We start from the raw sequence: 19,173 nt of genomic DNA on the forward strand, positions 1-19,173 counted from the left end.
TCCGCACAGCAGGCCGGAATACAGGCAGGTAAGCCCATCGACATCCTCAAAGTCGCCCACCACGGTAGCAAAACCGCCACCGGCGCGGACTGGCTGACCTTCTGGCATCCGGCAGCGGCGGTAATCTCTGCGGGTGTGAACAACCTGTACGGCCATCCGAACGGCGATGTACTAGACCGGCTAAAAGACGCAAATACAGAGGTATACCGGACCGACCAGCATGGCGAGATTCAGTTCAGGGTGGGTAAGGAAGCGATAATAATGAGACATAAGCTTAATATGAAGGATACGGAATAAACTATTTACGATGAACAAAAAAAATACATCAAACCCTTTTGCATTCCTTGGGTACGTCACCTTTATGCACCCATGTGTCGACCATTTGATTAAAGAAGTCAGGCCTCGCCAGAGAGACCCCATGTCCAATGCCAGGGATGATCACGCCATTACAATTGGAGCTGGCAGCAACAAGATCCTTAGCGGATTGCTTCATCACAGCTTTTTCTTTCTCACCTACTGTAAACAGTATCTTGCCTGTGGCCTCACTGAAACCGGCTGGAATAGTGAACGTCATATTCTCTTCCAGCACTGCGATCAGGGCGTCAGGCTGCATCCGGCAGCTTTCTGCATAATATCGTTCAAAGTATTCATCGCCCAGATATAGTGTCTTAGCTTGGAGCCTGGAGAACCATCTCTGTTTAATTAAAGGGAAGGTTAGTCTGACTGCCGGTCCAATCCACTTTTTAGCGTACGACATGGGTCTGACCAGAGCACTGTTTATTATGGCAAAATCAATGAGCGCAGGTCTCAGGCTTACCATCTGGACAGCAACCTGTGCACCTAAAGAGAATCCGACCAGGACGACTTTCTTTCCGCCTGCTTGTTCTCCGATTATTTGGATTAATTGTTCTGCACTGCTTTGAATTGAAAATATAACGTCATCATTACTTAACCCGTGTCCAGGCAAGTCTGGAACCATGCAATGATAATGGGCGAAATATTCCACTTGTCTATCCCACATCCAGCCGCTCACTCCGCCACCGTGCAAGAATACCATCAGATAAGATGCGCTTTGATCTCCATACTCCTGATAATGCATAACCAAGCAAGCTCACTCCTCATTGGAAAAAATTCACTCCTACTGGTACGTTCCCGGCAAACACTAAGTCTCAAAAAAAGCACCCGTCAGCTTGTCTCTCAGCTGGCGGGTGCCTTTCTTACATAAAACATAATAGATTGAACTTGGAAAATAAAAAATTAAGGGATGAATGGCGAAAGAGAAGTTTGGAGCTGTAGGAGCGGTAGCGTCCGCCTTTGTCACCGGATTTCCACCGCGAGCAGCGGTATTAATCAAGAAATGTGGGGACAACAGCGGCCGGAAGTCCAAACATTCTCTGTAGTCATGACTATCCTAGGATAGAGAAATTACAAGTTCAATCTATTTAAAACCGGAAATCCTCATCCCGCAAAGGCTCCACGTTCATCGCACGGACGTAGCCGTTGCCTTTTTTGGAGAAAAAGTCATGCTGCTTGGTGTGGGTGCTGATTCCGTTCTGGACGATCGGGTTGATCTCTTCCTCTTCGAACAGCGGGTCCAGCCCGAGGTTCATCATCGCCTTGTTGGCGTTGTAGCGCAGGAAGGCCTTCACTTCATCTACAAGCCCGATCTGGGCGTAGATTTGCTCGGTATACTGCTCCTCGTTGGCATGCAGCAGACGCAGCAGTCCGACCAGAGTCTGGTAGACATCACGCTGATCGTCTTCGGACAGCTCCTCGAAGATCTCCTGGGCGAGCACGCCGACGTAGACGCCGTGGATGCTCTCATCCCGCAGGATCAGGTCGATGATCTCGCCGCTGCAGGTCATTTTGCCCTGGCCGGCCAGATAGAGCGGGTAGAAGAAGCCGCTGTAGAACAAGTAGCTTTCCAGCAGAACAGATGCAGCCATTGCCAGATAGAGGTCTTTGGGCGACTCAATCTTCTTGTAATATTCCGAGATGGTCTCTGCCTTGAATTGCAGGAACGTATTGTCCTCCACCCAGCGGAAGATGCCGTCGATCTCCTCGGTAGAAGCCAATGTTGTGAAAATACTGCTGTAAGACTTGGCATGGATCTGCTCCATCATCCCCATGAAGCCGAGGACCGCCTTGCGCTGCAAGCCGTCCACATGCTCCATAATCTGCGGCATGCCTACGCCGCCCTGGATGGTATCGAGCAGGGTCAGTCCGCCCAGCACCTTCATATAAGAGTCCTTTTCGATCTGGCTCAGCGTGAGCCAGGACATTTTGTCATCGGATAATGGAATTTCGTCGTCGGTCCAGAACTGCATAATATTCTGGTTCCAGAACATCAGCGAGTAGTCGTCGTCGGGACGATTCCAGTTCACGGCTTTGATTGCGCTCATAATGATTTATTCTCCCTTTCTGTACCTGTGCCCGCTCTTAGATGGAGCAGGACAGGCATTCCTCGACAGACAGTTTATTGGTCCGGGTGTAGTACAGGGATTTCAGCCCTTTGTGTGCCGCATACAGGTAAGAGCGGGCCAGCTCACGGGTCGTTACATCACTGTTCACATGCAGGACCGTTGAGATACCCTGGTCGATATGAGGCTGAATTTCCGCAATCAGGTCAATCACCTTGAACTGGTCCATCTGGTACGCGGATTTATAGAAGAATACATTGTCCGGACGCAGGTAAGGCATCGGATAATAGGTGGTCGAGTTGGCATAGGTGCGGGTCTCGATCTGTTCTACAATCGGCATGACGCTGGACGTGGCATTCTGGATGTAAGAGATACTCGCAGTCGGCGCAATCGCCAGACGGTAGGCATGGTACAGGCCGTTCTTCATGACGTCATCACGCAGCTGCTTCCAGTCCTCGGTTGTAGGAATGTAGATACCCTGGAACAGCTCCTGCGCTCTTGCAGTAACCGGATGGTAGTCCGTGGTCAGGTAGCGGTCGAAATACACGCCGGACGCATAATCGGATGCTGCGAAGCCATGGAAGGTCTCGCCAGTCTCAGCCGCGATCTGCATACTCTTTTCAATCGAATGGAAATTCATCGTCATGAAGAAGGTCCGGGCGAAATCGCGGGCCTGCTCACTCTCATAAGCAATCTTGTTCTTGGCCAGATATCCGTGCAGGTTCATTACGCCCAGGCCGACGGAGTGCATCTCCTTATTCGCTTTGGCCACGCCAGGAGCATTGGAGACCGTAGTCATATCACTGACCGCAGTCAATGCCAGCATCCCTTCATGTACGGATTCACGGATCTTGCCGTGCTCCATCACATTCACGATATTCAGCGAAGCCAGGTTACAGCTAATATCGCGGCGGATGGCATCCTCTTGCCCGTAATCATTAATCTCCGAAGTCTCCTGCAACTGGAAAATCTCTGTGCACAGGTTGGACATCTTGATCTGGCCTATATTACGCAAGGCGTGGGCGGCATTGGCGTTGCTCTTGTTCATAATATACGGATAACCCGATTCAAGCTGAATCATGGCAATTTTGGTCAGCATGTCGCGTGCGCTCATGGCGATTCTTTTCTTCACTCGCGGATCGGCGAGCAGTGTGTCGTACATCACGTCCAAATCCATGTCATCCAGATGCGTTCCATACGCCTGGAATACAGTATAAGGGGCGAATACATGCAGCGGCTGATTATCCTGCGCCAGCTTGTAGAAGCGGTTAGGGACGATCAGGCCGATAGACAACGTCTTCAGGCGTGTCCGTTCGTCGGCGTTGATCTTCTTGCTGTCCAGGAATTCGAGTACATCCCAGCCAAAAATATTATAATAAGCCGCGCCCGAACCCTTGCGCTGACCCATCTGGTCCGCGTAGGAGAAGCCGTCTTCCATGAGCTTCAGGACAGGCATGATGCCCTTGGCAGCATCCTCGACACCCTTAATCGTCTCGCCGCGCGAGCGCAGCTTGGACAGATTGACCGCAACACCGCCGCCGATCTTGGACAGCTGCATGCAGGTGTTCAGTACATAGTTGATCGAATTGAGCGAGTCGTCCATCTCCAGCAGGAAGCAGGAGACCATCTCACCGCGGCGGCTCTTGCCGGCATTAAGGAAAGTCGGCGTAGCCGGCTGTAGGCGCTGCTCCATCATCGAGCGGGCCAGCGTGCGGGCCGTCTCAACGTTGCCGCGTCCCAGATGCAGGGCCACAACAGCTACGCGGTCCGGGTAATGCTCCAGGTACTGCTTACGGTCATTGCTTTTGACGGCATAGTCTGTGTAGAACTTGGAAGCCGCCATATAGGAAGGGAACTGGAAGTTATATTCGTGGGCAATCCGGTAGACGTCCTCCATCTCAGCTGCGGAATAACGGTCATACAGGTCCTCGTAGTAATCATTGGCAATCATATAATCGATCTTCGCTTTGGTAGTTGTGAAAGTCAGGCTGCGCCGCTCCACATCCCGCATGAACTCGGCTACTGCCTCCTGGTCCTTATCCAATTGGAAAAAGCCGCTTTCGTCTCTCTTCATCAACATGTTGTTCAGTTCAATATGCCGCAACCCGGTCCACCTCCTGTTTTATGCGCTGTACATCACCAAATGTTCCCGACAACTCAAACTTGCCGACCACCGGTACGTTGTAACGCTGTGCAATTAAATCTGCGCTGTGCGCGTATAGCTCACCCCAGTTTTTGTTGCCGCTCGCGGCGATGCCTTTGAGCCTGGAATGGTTCTTCTCTAAGAATGAGGATACCTTCTCTGGAATCTGTCCAAATCCGGTGGTGTATGTAACAAGCACGTAAGGCTCGTCGATCGTCATATGCTCTTCGATTTGAACAGCGGGAAGCTTCAGCTTATTGATGAACCTTCTAACGTTGCCGGTCTTGGAATCGTAAGCAATCAACATGGTCCCTAACCTCCTATAACATTAGCTCTTTCTACTTGACAAATGATGATGGGCCATTTCACTAGATTTATTGGCTTTTCTATTATATACACTATATTTAGTAACGTTTAATCATTTTACTACCATATATTGAAAAGTCAATAGACCAACCGGTCCTTCTAACCCCCTGATTTACTGGTTAAAAAGGGATAAAACCAAGCCCCGCCTGCATTCTATTCTCTTATAATTTATTAGTATTTTTTTTAAGCATTTTTGTGCGCCGGTGTCCGGTAAGAATTGAGCCCTGTAGAATGGGAAGTTGCCCATTGCAGCCGCTGACGCTCAGCCAACCGGTACCCGGACAAATGTGCAGACCAAACCCCCAAGCGATAAGCCGCTTGGGGGTTGTTGTTTTTGTAGAGCAGAGCCTGGCGAAGATAAGCTGCAGCTTGCTGGGTGCTGGAGCAGGTGAACGTACGCAGGTGAGCGCACCGTCAGCAGAGTGAGGCGGACTGAGAAGACCTTATTTACCGGAGAAACCCTTTTCTGGGACTTAAGCGGACTGAGAATTCGCTATCTTGTTCATTTGAGCCTGAAACGGGCTGTCGCAGGCCAATTAACGGAATCTGAGTCCGCTTAGCCGGCAAATCTGCCTGATTTGGACGAATAGCGGATTTTCAGTCCGCATGACTGGCTGAGGTTCCCCGATGGGCTATAGGGCTATGATAAGCCCCGCCAAGCACCCGGATACTCACATCTATTTGTATATTATTCCCCGTGTGAGCAGCGCCGTTCACGAACTCATAATATGACTCCGGCTCTCCTCCAGCAGCTCGGCATAATATCCTCCCCGCTGCCGCAGCTCACGGGGATGTCCGGATTCGGCGATCCGGCCTTCCTTCATCGCAATGATAAGATCTGCTCCGGCAATCGTAGACAGCCGGTGGGCGATGATCAGCGTCGTTCTGCCGCTGGCGACGTTGTCGATCGCCTTCTGGATCAGCTTCTCTGTATACGTGTCGATGTTAGCGGTGGCTTCATCGAGCACGAAGATCGCCGGATCATGGGCGATGGCCCTGGCGAAAGAGATGAGCTGCCGCTGGCCGGCAGACAGGGTGCCGCCCCGCTCAGTGACCGGGCCCTCCATCCCGCCGGGAGAGCTCATCACGAACTCTTCCGCGCAGGAGGCCTGCAGCGCTTCCAGCACGTTCTCCTCGGCAATATCATCGCCAAGGGTGATGTTGTCGCGGATGGTGCCGGAGAACAGGAAGACGTCCTGGAGGACAACGGAAATATTCCGCCGCAGATCATCCAGCCGGATATCGTTCACATTGACACCGTCAATCAGAATCTCGCCTTTCTGCACGCGGTAGAAGCCGTTGATCAGACTGATAATTGTAGTTTTGCCTGCACCGGTCTCGCCGATGAAGGCGGCGGTCTGCCCTTTAGCAATCACGAAGCTTACATCCTTCAGCACCCAGTCGGCGTCGTTATAGGCGAACCAGACATGGCGGAACTCAATGGTTCCATGCAGGCGGTCCATCGATAAGCCGCGATCCGGCTGCTCCAGGCGGTCCTCCTCACGGATCAGCTCATAGATACGCTCTGTGGATACGAGGGCAGACTGTATGGAGGTGTACTTGTCGGCCAGGTCGGAGATGGGGCCAAAGAACTGCTTGATGTACGTCGTGAACGCAAACAGCACGCCGATCTGCAGGTTGCCGCCGGAGATCCGGCTGATGCTGTACCAGACCAGAATGGCTACGGCCAGACTCTGGAACATATCCGAGGCGGGCTTCAGCACACTGTTGAGCCGGACCTGAATCAGGGTGGTTTTGAAATATTCCCCGTTCAGCTTCAGGAATTGATCCTCCTTTTCCTTTTCTGCGCGGAAGCTTTGGATAACCCGCATCCCGGAGATACTCTCAGCAATGAACCCGTTAATTTGTCCAATATAATGCTTCATATGGAAGAAGTTCTTTTTGATCCGGTTCTTAATGAAGAGAACCAGGAAGGCCATCACCGGAATCACGGTAAAAGAGACCAGCGTTAAGGAAGGGCTGAGCAGCAGCATGGCGTAGATGATCCCCAGCAGCAGCAGGACATCCTTGACCAGCGAGATGACCACATCGGTGTATAGCTCGCTGATCTCAGCTGTGTCGTTGGTGGCCCGGGTAATCAGCCGTCCGGAGGAGGTCCGGTCCAGATAAGGCAGGGGGAGCCGTTCAATGATGGAGAATACTCTAACCCGCAGCTCATGGATCAGGCTCTGTCCCGCTTTGCCGGCAATCAGCGCCTGAAGATACGAGAAGATCCCGCCAGCCGCGGCTACGGTCACATACAGCAGGGCTAAGCCTCCGATCGAATTCAGTCCGCTCTGAGCGGCGCCTCCGATCAGGAAGTGGTCGATCACGCGCTGCAGAATCAGCGGCTGGATCAGAAAAGCACCATTTACAATCACCACGCACAGACAGGCAAGCAGAAGCTGGAACTTGTAAGGGGCAGATAACCGCAGCAGGAGCCTCACTGCACCAGCTTCGGATTTGTCCCGTCTAGCAGACCTCTCCTTCTTCAAGCTGTTCGGTATAGATGTCATAATACATGCCTCCTTTCTGCAGCAGCTGCTCGTGGGTGCCCCGTTCGGCAATGCGCCCTTTATCCAGCACGATGATCTCGTCGGCTTCCATGATGCCCGATACCCGGTGGGAGATCAGGATATTGCTCTTCCCCTTGCGGGTCTGCCGCAGGCTGTTCAGAATCTGTCCTTCCGTTACCGCATCAACCGCTGACAGCGCATCGTCCAGAATCAGGATTGCCGGTTTCCGGATCAGTGCCCGCGCGATTGCGAGCCGCTGCTTCTGCCCGCCGGACAGGTTCACACCGCGTTCACCCAGCAGAGTGTCATAGCCGTCCGGGAACGCCTCGATACTTCCGGCAATTTGGCTGAGCGCTGCGGCATGCTGCATATCCTCATCCGTATAGCCGTCTTTGAACAGGACAATATTGTCCTTCACGGAGGCGGCGAATACGAAGGTATCCTGCGGCACAACACCGAGCCCCTCCCGCAGCGGGTCCAGGGCATAATCGTTGATATCCCGCCCATCGAGCAGAATGTGCCCAGGCTCCACGTTGAAGAAGCGGAAGAGGAGGGAGGCCAGGGTGCTTTTGCCGGAGCCGGTCCTGCCGATGATTCCCAGCGTGTGTCCTTTTGGCAGAACGAGTGAGATCTCACGCAGTGCCGGAACATCGGAACCTTCGTAATAGAAAGTCAGCTGGCGCAGCTCCATAGCTCCTTCCGGCTGAATAGGGACAGCGTTGGGGAGATCCGTGATTTCAGGCTGAACCCGTAGAATATCATTTAATCTTCCGAGTGAAGCCAACCCGCGCTGAAAAATCGTCACGATCCGTCCGATCGACACAATGGGACTTACAATCAGACTGAGGTAGCCGTTAAAAGCGACAAAGTCACCAATGCTGATCTCCCCCCGCAGCACCATCCGGCCGCCAAACATCAGATTCATGACAAAACAGACGGCGAAGCCGAATTCAATCATCGCAGGAAGGGCGGCGGAGACTTTGATCAGATCCAGGTTGGCTTGCTTCATCCGGCTGCTCAGCTCACTGAATTTCTCCATTTCCGAGCGTTCCTGCACATAAGCCTTAATGACGCGGATGCCCGAAATGTTCTCCTGAACCCTGTCAGAGACGGCGCCGAACTGATTCTGTACGATTCTGAACCGGGTCTGAACCTTGCGGCCGCTGAAGAGCATCAGGAGGATGATGAAGGGGAGCGGGGACAATGTGAGTAGAGTGAGGCTGGGGCTGACTGACGCGAACATGAAATAGACCGAGGAGATACAGATAACAATTCCGTTAAAAGACATCGCCGTAGCCGGACCAAAGGTCATGCGCACCGCTGAAATGTCGTTGATGGCATAGGCAATCAGGTCGCCGGTCTTGCGGCTGCTGAAGAATCCGGGAGAGAGCTTCAGGAAATGCCGGTACAGCTCCTCCCGGATGTAGCATTCCAGGTTCCGCCCGTTCGCGATAATAATGTTTCTCCAGAGGAAGGTACAGAGGAAGACGACAGCGGCAATCAGCACCATCCAGAAGACCTGGGTCAGTACCTGCCCCGGCTCAAAACCGTTATTCTTCATCAGATCGACCGCACTGCCAAGCACCTTGGGGAACAGCGTTTGAATGAAGGAGGCGGCGAACATGAAGGCGAAGCCTATAATGTAGCTTAGCTTGCGGGACTTGAAGAACCGCAGTAATACAGATGAATTCATCGGTTTCCCACCTTTACAATACCCTTGTTATAGATAGTGCGCATGTTAAATAAAGAGCCCGGGTTTACAAAATCACAGCTCACGCACGGAGTCCCGCTCCACCAGTGTGCTGAGAATGGCGATGTTCTCGGCAGGCTTGCCGGGCTCAGCGATCCGTTTGAGCAGCGTGCTGACAACTGTGCGGCATGAATATTCGATATTGAGATCCATCGTGGTCAAAGCGGGCAGCGAGAAGGCCGAGACCTCGGTATTGCCGCTGCTGAGCACCGACACCTCTCCGGGCACTTTGATGTTCTGCTCCTGAAGCTCACGGAGGAGCTCCACTGCGGTGAAATCATGATCGCAGATGAAAGCACTGGGCAGCAGGCCGTCCGCAATAAGGCCGGACAGTCTCAGATGAAGAGTCTCATCCCGCCCCAGAAAAAGCTTGTCATCCACAGGCACCCCGTGCTCTTCCAATGCAGAGGTAATGCCTGTTTTCTTTTCCTTGTTGCGGTAAGCACTGGGATCTCCAATGAAACCAATCCGGCGGTGCCCGCGGTCCAGCAGATATTTGCACTGTTTATAGCCCGCGCCCAGGAAACTGAACCATACACTGTCGTAGTCATAGGCCGGTGAATAACCGGTGTAAAAGATGAGATTCGGAATCTGCTCATGGATAAACGAGGCGTATTCCAGATTAAACCGGCCGATCAGAATAACCCCGTCGAACTTGAACCCCCGGCTCAGGCGGTAAGGCAGAATCAGCTTAATCTGATTCTCCTTATCCAGAAACTCGATGCTGTAATCGGTCTCCGCCTTCTGCAAAGCGAGCTCAATCCCTTGTACCATATAGCTGAAATTGCTGTTATCATGCGAATAGGGCTTCTGGTGCAGCACCAGAATTCGGGCAGGCGTATGCTTTTTGGGTTTAATATAGCCCATTTCCGCTGCTTTCCGAACAATGGCTGCCTTCAGCTCGTCGCTGATTCCGGGTTGATTGCTGAGTGCCCGGCTGATTGATACAGGTGAGAGGCCCATGGCCTGGGCGATATGTGTGATCGTTACTTTTTTAGTCTTCAAAAGAATCCCCCGCTTTATCGTGCTGCCGCAGTATATCGCTTCCGGCACTGTTATTATAATCATCCATTCCATAGGAATCTACGATAAAAAACGTAAAAAACAACGTAAAAAATTAATTTTTTTAACGTAAATTTAAGGACAATCGTATGCATCTCTTATTCGCAAATATTTTTTGACATGAATATGGGGTTTACTGGGAACCGTTTCGGATCTGCGGAGTCTTATTGGGCGAGAGGGGAGAGAGAAGCATGCAAAGTAGAGAGATGCCTTATAGCGTGACCATCGCTCCGTCCATGACCCTGCGGGAAATGATGGAGACTTACGGCCCGGATGTGTGGAACTATGCGTTTTTCTTGACCCGCAGCCGGGAGCAGGCGAGTGATATCAGCCAGGAGGTATTCCTTAAGGCATATAAGAGTGTCGGCAAGTACCGGGGCCAGGCCACCTTGAAAACCTGGCTGCTGACCATCACGCGCAACACCGCGTTCAGCTGGAGGCGGAACAGCTTCTGGCGCAGATTCGCTCCGCTTGGCGACCGGGAGGATACCGGAAAAGCAGCCTTGTCCGCAGAGAAGGAAGCCATCGGCAATCAATATGCGAACCGCATCTGGGAGATCATTATGGAGCTGCCGGATAAGTACAGAGAGGTGCTTGTGCTGGATATTCAGCAGGACTTATCGGTGGCCGAGATGTCCGCTCTGCTCGGCATCGCGCAGGGGACCGTCAAATCCCGGCTGGGCCGGGCCAGAAATAAAGTGAGAACGGCGATAAAGGAGGAAGACCTGTGAAGAAAGAATACGGGAACGAGCAAATACAAGTGATGAACGGAACGCAGGATTGGTATGGCAAAGCGGGACGCAACCCGCTGTCCGAGCCGGGCTTTACGCCGCAGCTGATGGCCCGGATTGAACAGGCTGCCGAGGAGCGTTCTTCGGGAAAACGCAGTCTGCGGTTCGGGCGTATAGCAGGCTTGGGGGGACTGGCAGCGGTGCTGCTGTTCGGAGTGCTGCTCTGGCCTTTTGGCGAATGGGGGAACAGCAATCCTATGGGGCAGCTGGCGGCGATCTTCAACCAAAGTTCTGGTGCAGCGGCAGGTCAGCCTTCGGCATCACCTGCAGCTACTTCTTCCGCATCGCCGCAATCTTACAATCCGCCGCTTGGCTCTGCTGAATTTGTGATAGGCGGGATGAAGTACTACATGCCCCTTCCGTTAAACAGAAACAAAGAAGCTGCGCGTGCTGTTGAAACGAATGCCGGAATTGTATGGTCGCCTCCACCCCCGATGGTAAATTACAGTAAACCGGGCTATACACATCCTACGGAGCCGTACACCTTGTATCTGTCTCCAAAAGGGCAGCCGGAGCTATCAGAGGCTACGTCTAAGCGGATCTATTCCTTTCCGCTGTATGCGGGAGGTTCGCAGACCTACTATGAATTGGGCGTAATCTTTGCCGGCGGCGATCATGTGGTTATGATCAACAGCACATATACCTTAGGCAAGCGCGGAAACAGAACCCCGATAAAACTCTCAGCCGTTAACGTAACTGCGGCCGCAGCCGGTGAGACCGTTACGCCGGTTGATCTGTTTACTTTGAAGAATGAACACTTCGAATACAGATCTTATCTTGCAATTGATAAAGTGAATGATGATATGTTGCTCGTCTATTATAGCGACAATAGTCATAACGGTTACGACGTCCATGGCCGGCTATACGACATGGAAACAGGCGGAATTCAGGACGTGGACAGCAAGATCGGCATGGACATTCAGGGGCTGCAGCAGACGGCTACTTATGAAGTGAACGGGACAAAACGTAAAGCGGAAGTAGCGATCCTCCTCGGCCGGAAGTGGTATTCCGATTCCGATTGGCAGAGTATGTTGAACGGACAGTGAGTTACACCAGCCCAAAAAGGAAATTGAGCATTAGGGTTTAATAATGATAAAACTCAACGATGCTGAGTGATGAACAGAATCATGTTACATTGATTCGCTATCGTAGCAGGTGTTCCGGATTGCGCGAGTTGGAGCTTGGAGCTGCCTTAGATGTCGGCTGATGCTGCCCGAGGCTCCGGAGCTGACGCATGCGAGGAGATGCAGGAGGAAACCCGGTGAGATTACGGGGGACCTCTTCTTTCTGCTCCCAAATCCCCAACTTCTCACATTCTGCGGTTTCCTGCCAAACTCCTGCCCCTTACGGACTGTAAAGCGCTTATTATCTCTATTTGGCACATTTGACCACGCTTACGGACTGGAGTGCGCTTATTGTTTCCCAATTGCGCAGTTTTCCGGTGACTTACAGTGAATAAGAGCGCTGGAGTCCGCAAGCTCGGCGAAATGATGCTTTTTGAGAAAATAAACGCATCTCAGTCCGATCCTATCGTACTGGCTGTGTTTTTAGTAAATTCGCCTATGTCTTCTAACTCCAGCCATTATCAATATCACGCCACTGGCCTATACCGGCCGTCATCCCCTAATATCACGCCATCTGCTACCCGCCAACCACAATCGCCAATGTTTCACCGCTAGCCCACTCTCGTCTCGCCAATCCCCCGATAACACGCCGCGAGCCCGACAACAGTCGTCAATCACCAACCTCTCGCTCACCTTCCCACCCACCGCCCGCCAATCGGCAACCATCACCCGTCAATCACAAAAGTCTCGCCCCCAGCCTGCTATCCCCGCCACGTACCCTCTACTATCGCCTGCCCGCCGCTAATGCCCCTGCACTATCCGCCCAATTCCGAATCGCTTTCCCTAGTCTTCGACATCTCATATTTCCAAATTTCGTGCCTTCAGCTCAATCCCTCTAGATAATTTACTAAAAAAAAGCTATACTTTTTGGTAATATCAGAAAGTAAAGTTTTACTCCGTTTATCACTAGTAATCTTAGAGGTAACGTAACAACTGGGTTTGGTTCTATATAGAAGAGTGGGGCGGGGTAAATGAAAAAGCTGACCATAGAGGATGTGGCCCAGAAAGCGGGCGTATCGAAAAGCACGGTTTCGCAATTTTTGAATAAACGGTTCAAATATATGAGTGAGGCGACCAGACAGCGTATCGCTGAGGTTATCGATGAGCTGAACTACCAGCCGAATGGACTGGCCCGCAGCCTGAAGCAGAACCGTACGCATATGGTGGGTATTATTGTGGCCAATATTGATTATTCGTTGTCCATCCAGTGTATCCGGGCGATCGAAAATGAGCTGCAGCGCCACGGAATTCAGGTCATTATCTGCAACGCTGACGAGAATGCGGACAAGGAGAATACTTATGTGGAGACCCTGGTCGCCCGCCAGGTGGACGGTCTGATTATTTTCCCGACCGGCGATCAGCCTGCGCCATACACTAGGCTGATTGAAGCGGAATACCCGCTGGTCTTCATGGATCGGCTGGTAGACGGGATCTCGACGCAGAGCCTGTTGCTTGATAACGAGATGGCGGTGAAGACAGCGGTCAAGGAGCTGACCAAACACGGACATGAGGCGATCGCCATATTGTCACTGCCGCTTGGCCTGAATGCTATTACCCCGCGCAAAGAGCGGATGAGCGGTTACAAAAAAGCGATGGAGGAAGCAGGCCTGCCGCTGCAGGATGCCTATATGCGCAGTGTGCCGCGGGAAGAAATCGCCACTGCGCTGGATGAGCTGCTGCGGCTTCCCCAGCCGCCGACGGCGCTGCTTGCCGCCAATGATCTTGTCCTGGGGGAGATCCTTAAATACGCGAACCGGAATGCCATTGCCATACCCGGACAGCTGTCCGTCATCGGCATTGACGATGCTGAATTCGCCCGGATCTATAATCCGGATATCACTACGATCCGCCAGCCGGCTTATGAGATGGGCATGCAGGCTGCGAAGATTATGCTCTCCCTGATCAACGATGCGGACGGCTCCGTGCCGATTACCTACCGTTTTCCGCCTTCACTGCAGCAGGGCCAGTCGGTCCGGCCGCCAGTGCTGAAGAAATAAAACGGTTTATATAAAGTTCTGCACGAAAAGGAGCGTCATAATAAGCCGGGTGGCTTATTATGACATAATAAGCCGGGTGGCTTATTATGACGCTCCTTATTTCAAAATATAAGATTTCATATGCTGTTTGCTGAATCGCACTTCTTTGGCTCAGACGCTCCCGGCAGCTGCGGGAAGCTGTTTACACGCCAGCGTTCATGAATTTCTCCAGCCCGTCACGGGTTGGAAGTCCGTCCATATCACCAGGCGACATCACTGCGAGCGCGCCGATCGCATTGCCGCGCTTCACAGCTTCGGCTACGCTCAGCTTCTCCAGCATGGCGCTGATTACGCCAACGGCGAAGCCGTCTCCGGCGCCGACTGTATCCACAACCTGCTCCACCTTGAAGCCTTCCACATAACCTTCTTCACCGGTGGACGTTTTGTAATAAGCACCTTCAGGACCGAGCTTGATGACAACAAGGGATACGCCGCGTTCCAGATAGAAACCGGCAATCTCTTCCGGAGTATCAAGGCCGGTCAGGATTTTGCCTTCACCGTGTCCCGGCAGGAACCAGTCGCAGCGGGTCGCCAGGTCATTGATTGTATTGACCATGGTTTCTGTGTCCGGCCAGAGGGTCGGGCGCAGATTCGGGTCGAGCGAGACGGTTTTGCCGCGCTGCTTCATGAATTCCATGGCATGCAGCGAGAACTCATGGCAGGAAGCCGAGAGGGCGGAAGAGATACTGGTCACATGCAAATGACCTGCAGAAGCGAAATAATCCTCATTGAAGTCAGCCAGGCTCAGCTTGGAGGCGGCGGAATTTTTGCGGAAATATTCAACCTTGGGATCTCCGGTCAGCACTTTGGATTTGATCAGCATGCCGGTGGAGAACTCCTTGGTTGTTGTAATGCTGTCCGTATCAATTTTCTCTTTATTCAGCGCGCCGACGATGAATTGGCCGAAGTTGTCTTCGCCAAGCTTGGTCACATAACCGGTCAGGTGCTCCAGGCGCGACAATCCGGTGGCCACATTGCTCTCCGCACCTGCCAGCGCTTTCGAGAAAGAAGTAACCTCATGCAAGGGGCCGGCTTCATTGGCGTAGAACATGGCCATAGGCTCCCCGAATGTGACTGCATCCAGCTGTTTACTCATTAATAGTTCCTCCTAAAAGTTTTGATAGCATCGACTTCTTGAATTCACTTCGCAAAACTCGCTACGGAAGCATACGCTTAAGTTTTGATAGCATCAACTTCCTGAATTTACTTCGCAAAACTCGCTACGGAAGCATACGCTTAAGTTTTGATAGCATCGGCTTCTTGAATTCACTTCGCAAAACTCGCTACGGAAGCGTACTCTAAGGTTTGGTAAGCATAAGCTAAGGTTCAGCATGAACCCCGTATAAAGCTGTGGGATAGAATATAAATTGAAATTATCACATAAAACGGTTTTGTACAATATGGCATTGCTCATTCAGCGGTCTTATTTTATACGGGAATAGGGAGATGCAGGCCGTAATTCCTTGATATATAAGCTTTTTATGCGTTTCTTTAAAGTGTATTTCCGTTGTTCACATAAATATATATTGACTGATGGCAACAATATTATTACTATTTTCTTAGAAGGATAAAGCCTGTTGTTAGTAAATTAGATAAATTAGTTTATCTAAATAAATATTCTTATCAGAATGTACCCAGAGAGGAAGTTTCTAAATGAAGAAAATCAAAGTATTGCAGAACATCACGTCTGTTGGCGTTGTGGCCGTTATCCGCGCGGATAATGCCGATGATGCTTATAAAATGTCGGCAGCCTGTATTGAAGGCGGACTGAACAACATTGAAGTTACCTTCACGACTCCGGATGCGGATGTGGCGATCAAGCGCCTCGTTGCCGAATATGGAAGCCGCGCTGTGATCGGTGCAGGTACAGTGCTCGACCCGCTTACCGCAAGAATCGCTATTCTGGCCGGTTCGGAATTTGTGGTCAGCCCTTCTTTTGAAGAAGATACCGCCAAGATGTGTAACCTTTACGGCATTCCTTATATGCCAGGCTGCATGACGCTGAATGAAATGAAGGAAGCCCTGAAGCTGGGCGTGGATGTGCTGAAGCTGTTCCCTGGCAGTGCGTTCGGACCGGATTATGTCAAGGCAGTTAAGGGCCCGATGCCGCATGTGAACATTATGCCTACCGGCGGCGTGGATCTGAACAATATGGAGAAGTGGATCAAGAACGGCTGTATCGCTGTCGGCATCGGGGGCAACCTGACTGCACCGGCCAAAGAAGGCCGTTATGACCAGATCACAGAACTGGCTGCACAGTATGTAGCGAAATTCAAAGAGATCAAAGGTCTGTAAGCTGGCAGAGCCGTTCGCGGATCTGAAGCTTTATACCATGTGAAATGTCTTGCCTCTATTAGGCAGGGCATTTTTTTGTCTGCCTGATTTCCCGGAGGTGTAAATGATGGAAAAAGGCTGATCAGGGCAATACTTACATCTAGGACTGGGGTGCTGAAGCGCCTGCCGAAATTGATAAGCTTTCCTGAAAGGTGATGCCATGCCGGGCGACGATATTCGCAGCAAGCTTTATCCCACTTTGAATATGGAAGAGGCGGAGTATATAGAAATCCGCTCCGCTGTACACGGCTGCAGGGTGACTATAGGGGCTTTTTATAAGCTGCACCGGAACTATAATCATCCGCAACTTTTTACGCAGGGTGAAGTATATGTGCTTGATGATGATTCCAGAGAGAATTATGCCGTCCTCATGCTGTGCGCAGCTACACTTTATAAATTATAGGGCAGTCTTCATTCGCAGGGGGTTATCGCGCGGGGCTGCCTGTTTTTCATGTCATTTTTGTAACAAACTTCTATAAAAGAGTATTTGAATGATTGAAGCATCCCCTGTATGCTTAGTAAGGATTATGGACCGGTCTGCGGCAGCCGCAGAATACGGAAACCTGGTCTTCCTTATGGCGTTATTATCCAAGTTTGGTATTCCAAAAATATTGATTACAGGCTTGCAACAAATTCGCAGTCTTGCGCGTCAGTAAGATTGCATAGAGAGGGGGAACCTTCGTGGTGGAGCAGGGACTCATCAGAGCCGCTCAAGCGGGCGATCGCGACGCTCTAATCACCCTATTGCGAGAAATTGAAGGGCATGTGTATAAGACGGCCTTCTACATTCTGCATAATGAACAGGATGCTCTGGATGCATCCCAAGAGGCATTAATCCGGGTGTATACCAAGATCGGCTCCTATGAGGAGAAGGCCCAGTTCAAAACATGGGTTCAGCGGATCGTGACGAACATCTGTATTGACAAGTTCCGGAGAACGAAGCCTACTGTTTCTATCGATGAGCACGAAATGGTGTTCCAGGATAATAAACATAACGTAGAGCGCGAAGTGATGTCGGGTTACCTGGCGGAGGATATCCGCGAGGCGATCGATCAGCTTCCTGAACATCACCGGACGGTGATTGTACTCCGGTATTTACAGGATTTTTCTTACAACGAGATTGCAGACTGTCTGGATCTGCCTTTGAACACGGTGAAATCCTATCTGTTCAGGGCCCGGGCACAGCTGCAGAATAGACTTCAGGAGTATCAGAAAGGTGGTGTGTCAGGATGAAGTGCGCGGAGGTGATGGAATGGATGCACCGCTATTTAGATCATGATCTCAGTCAGGAAGAAATGCTTGAAATGTTCCGTCATATCGACGATTGTCCTTCCTGCGCGGAAGTCTTTGACCGGCTGACGATGCTCTCCCGGCAACTGGAGGAGCTGCCGGATGTGAAGCCGCCCTTCAGTCTGGTCGACTCTATCCTGCCGCAGCTTGAACAGCTGGACCGCGGCGTCCGGGAGGAGCCTGTTATGGTGGGATCTGAAGATCCCAAGATTGTTCCCTTTACACGCCAAAGCACCCGCGGCAAGAAGCCCAAGGGCGCTTCAATAGCAACACGGACAGGCATCGGTGCTGCTGCGGCAGCGGTGATTCTGTTATTCGCCCTCTTCAACATGCCGGAGAGCATGCCGGGTGCGGATATGGATCAGGCGTATAATGCAGCAGGAAGTGAAGCTTCCTCTAAGATGATAACGGGAGCCGCAGACAATGCAGCTCCGGCGGATGCAGGACAGAACAACAGCACTGACGGCGGCGCTGAGATCTTCTTCTCAGAACAAGCCACGGCGGAGCCGAATGCTGAAGAAGGTGCTCCTCTGAACAGTACAGGGCCTGCTGCCGGGGATAGTGCGGATGTTGCAGACAATGCTGACGGAGCGGACGCAGGTCCGGCTCCGGCCAAGGAGCCTCCGGCAACGCAAGCCCCTTCCGCCAAACGCAATGCCACGACACCGCCGGCAGAGAATTCCCGGAAGGGCAGCAGCGGGAATGATGACCTTGCCGCTGATCCGGCTGCCCAGAGCCAGATATTCATGGGCACGGCCCAGGAGGATGCAGCGGCAGATACCGCAGCTCCGGAAGAAGGTGCTCTGCAGGATCCGAACGCAGCGGAGCCTGGAACAATGGGTCTGCTGCCTGCGCTGGTAGCTTCCCAGCCTTCATGGCCATCCCCGGACGGCCGTTATACGGCAGAGCTGGCAGGACAGCAGGTTGTAATCTACAGCGCTCCGGCAGGCAGTGCAGAGGGAGAACGGGTTGCGCTGAATTCTCTGCCCATAGAAGGGGCGTGGGTCTCCGGCGTGTGGTCGGAGGATAGCAGCCAGTTCACCTATGTAACACAGCTGCAGGATGGTACGCAGGCAACAAAGACATACACGGTTCCGGGAGAGACATCAGCACCGGTTCCTTCCGTTGCTCCATCAGCTTCCGTTTCCCCCCAGTCCAGCCCGGTGATTACTCCGGACGCGGCAACGTCCAATAAATAATCGCGAACTGGAACTTTTTAAGCACCTGCGGAATATGCTAGGGTATGAGGACAGGAATTACAGGATTTGCGAGTATCATCGGTATGACCGGCGGATGGTAAGTTTCTAGAGCTTCCCTCTCCGTCGTTTATATAGATGCGCC

Annotated in this window: 16 protein-coding genes; 8 read left to right on the forward strand and 8 right to left on the reverse strand. The window is 52.0% G+C overall.

The annotated features are described in order from the left end of the window. On the forward strand, window positions 1-297 hold a 297-nt coding region (locus QW71_RS40705), incomplete at its 5' end, for a ComEC/Rec2 family competence protein (RefSeq protein WP_039309572.1). 28 nt (window positions 298-325) lie between these two features. On the opposite strand, the gene QW71_RS33095 is transcribed toward QW71_RS40705, so the two are convergent. From QW71_RS33095 to QW71_RS33125, 7 genes are all read right to left on the reverse strand, one after another. Then, on the reverse strand, window positions 326-1,105 hold the full coding sequence (locus tag QW71_RS33095) for an alpha/beta fold hydrolase (RefSeq protein ID WP_039309573.1): 780 nt from the start codon (window positions 1,103-1,105) through the stop codon (window positions 326-328). Between the two features lie 337 nt (window positions 1,106-1,442). Next, a complete protein-coding gene (gene nrdF, locus QW71_RS33100) occupies window positions 1,443-2,402 on the reverse strand; it encodes a class 1b ribonucleoside-diphosphate reductase subunit beta (RefSeq protein ID WP_039309574.1) in 960 nt (319 codons plus the stop codon). 37 nt (window positions 2,403-2,439) lie between these two features. Further along, window positions 2,440-4,524 (reverse strand): class 1b ribonucleoside-diphosphate reductase subunit alpha, encoded by a 2,085-nt coding sequence (gene nrdE / locus QW71_RS33105; protein ID WP_039309576.1) that lies wholly within the window; start codon window positions 4,522-4,524, stop codon window positions 2,440-2,442. Then, entirely contained in the window at window positions 4,511-4,870 is a 360-nt protein-coding gene (gene nrdI, locus QW71_RS33110; RefSeq protein ID WP_039309577.1) for a class Ib ribonucleoside-diphosphate reductase assembly flavoprotein NrdI, read from the reverse strand. The genes nrdE and nrdI overlap by 14 nt, the downstream gene beginning before the upstream one ends. Before the next feature lie 772 nt (window positions 4,871-5,642). Then, window positions 5,643-7,445, reverse strand: coding sequence for an ABC transporter ATP-binding protein (locus QW71_RS33115; protein ID WP_039309578.1), 1,803 nt, complete (start codon window positions 7,443-7,445; stop codon window positions 5,643-5,645). Continuing rightward, on the reverse strand, window positions 7,402-9,138 hold the full coding sequence (locus QW71_RS33120) for an ABC transporter ATP-binding protein (RefSeq protein WP_039309579.1): 1,737 nt from the start codon (window positions 9,136-9,138) through the stop codon (window positions 7,402-7,404). The genes QW71_RS33115 and QW71_RS33120 overlap by 44 nt, the downstream gene beginning before the upstream one ends. Window positions 9,139-9,210: 72 nt before the next feature. After that, window positions 9,211-10,200: a LacI family DNA-binding transcriptional regulator gene (locus tag QW71_RS33125; RefSeq protein ID WP_039309580.1), complete on the reverse strand. Its 990-nt coding sequence runs from the start codon at window positions 10,198-10,200 to the stop codon at window positions 9,211-9,213. A 248-nt stretch (window positions 10,201-10,448) separates the two neighbouring features. Between QW71_RS33125 and QW71_RS33130 the strand changes: the two genes are divergently transcribed. The 3 genes from QW71_RS33130 (at window position 10,449) to QW71_RS33140 (ending at window position 14,169) form a co-directional block, all read left to right on the forward strand. Next, complete coding sequence (locus QW71_RS33130; RefSeq protein WP_039309581.1) at window positions 10,449-10,988, forward strand: RNA polymerase sigma factor; 540 nt, start codon at window positions 10,449-10,451, stop codon at window positions 10,986-10,988. Next, complete coding sequence (locus QW71_RS33135) at window positions 10,985-12,094, forward strand: hypothetical protein (RefSeq protein ID WP_039309582.1); 1,110 nt, start codon at window positions 10,985-10,987, stop codon at window positions 12,092-12,094. Before QW71_RS33130 ends, QW71_RS33135 begins: the two co-directional genes overlap by 4 nt. 1,049 nt (window positions 12,095-13,143) lie before the next feature. Then, entirely contained in the window at window positions 13,144-14,169 is a 1,026-nt protein-coding gene (locus QW71_RS33140) for a LacI family DNA-binding transcriptional regulator (RefSeq protein WP_039309583.1), read from the forward strand. 181 nt (window positions 14,170-14,350) lie between these two features. Here the strand turns inward: QW71_RS33140 and QW71_RS33145 are convergent, their stop codons facing one another. Next, window positions 14,351-15,304 carry a sugar kinase gene (locus QW71_RS33145; protein ID WP_039309584.1) on the reverse strand — a complete coding sequence of 318 codons (954 nt, stop codon included), beginning with the start codon at window positions 15,302-15,304 and terminating at the stop codon, window positions 14,351-14,353. 557 nt (window positions 15,305-15,861) lie between these two features. On the opposite strand from QW71_RS33145, the gene QW71_RS33150 reads away from it, so the two are divergent. From QW71_RS33150 to QW71_RS33165, 4 genes are all read left to right on the forward strand, one after another. Continuing rightward, a complete protein-coding gene (locus tag QW71_RS33150; RefSeq protein ID WP_039309585.1) occupies window positions 15,862-16,503 on the forward strand; it encodes a bifunctional 2-keto-4-hydroxyglutarate aldolase/2-keto-3-deoxy-6-phosphogluconate aldolase in 642 nt (213 codons plus the stop codon). Window positions 16,504-16,702: 199 nt separating this feature from the next. Next, window positions 16,703-16,945, forward strand: coding sequence for a hypothetical protein (locus tag QW71_RS33155; RefSeq protein WP_039309587.1), 243 nt, complete (start codon window positions 16,703-16,705; stop codon window positions 16,943-16,945). Window positions 16,946-17,223: 278 nt separating this feature from the next. After that, window positions 17,224-17,775: an RNA polymerase sigma factor gene (locus tag QW71_RS33160; RefSeq protein WP_039309588.1), complete on the forward strand. Its 552-nt coding sequence runs from the start codon at window positions 17,224-17,226 to the stop codon at window positions 17,773-17,775. After that, window positions 17,772-19,031: an anti-sigma factor gene (locus tag QW71_RS33165; protein ID WP_039309589.1), complete on the forward strand. Its 1,260-nt coding sequence runs from the start codon at window positions 17,772-17,774 to the stop codon at window positions 19,029-19,031. The genes QW71_RS33160 and QW71_RS33165 overlap by 4 nt, the downstream gene beginning before the upstream one ends. Window positions 19,032-19,173 lie beyond the last annotated feature (142 nt).

Origin of the sequence: Paenibacillus sp. IHB B 3415, assembly GCF_000802655.2 — a bacterium.
In the GTDB taxonomy this organism is placed as follows: Bacteria; Bacillota; Bacilli; order Paenibacillales; family Paenibacillaceae; genus Paenibacillus_AQ; species Paenibacillus_AQ phytohabitans.

Coding starts and splice junctions, on each gene's coding strand:
- QW71_RS33145 (WP_039309584.1), bottom strand. CDS start 15,304: ATGAGTAAACAGCTGGATGCAGTCACATTCGGGGAGCCTATGGCCATG.
- QW71_RS33120 (WP_039309579.1), bottom strand. CDS start 9,138: ATGAATTCATCTGTATTACTGCGGTTCTTCAAGTCCCGCAAGCTAAGC.
- nrdI (WP_039309577.1), bottom strand. CDS start 4,870: ATGTTGATTGCTTACGATTCCAAGACCGGCAACGTTAGAAGGTTCATC.
- QW71_RS33150 (WP_039309585.1), top strand. CDS start 15,862: ATGAAGAAAATCAAAGTATTGCAGAACATCACGTCTGTTGGCGTTGTG.
- QW71_RS33155 (WP_039309587.1), top strand. CDS start 16,703: ATGCCGGGCGACGATATTCGCAGCAAGCTTTATCCCACTTTGAATATG.
- QW71_RS33115 (WP_039309578.1), bottom strand. CDS start 7,445: ATGACATCTATACCGAACAGCTTGAAGAAGGAGAGGTCTGCTAGACGG.
- QW71_RS33130 (WP_039309581.1), top strand. CDS start 10,449: ATGCAAAGTAGAGAGATGCCTTATAGCGTGACCATCGCTCCGTCCATG.
- QW71_RS33140 (WP_039309583.1), top strand. CDS start 13,144: ATGAAAAAGCTGACCATAGAGGATGTGGCCCAGAAAGCGGGCGTATCG.
- nrdF (WP_039309574.1), bottom strand. CDS start 2,402: ATGAGCGCAATCAAAGCCGTGAACTGGAATCGTCCCGACGACGACTAC.
- QW71_RS33165 (WP_039309589.1), top strand. CDS start 17,772: ATGAAGTGCGCGGAGGTGATGGAATGGATGCACCGCTATTTAGATCAT.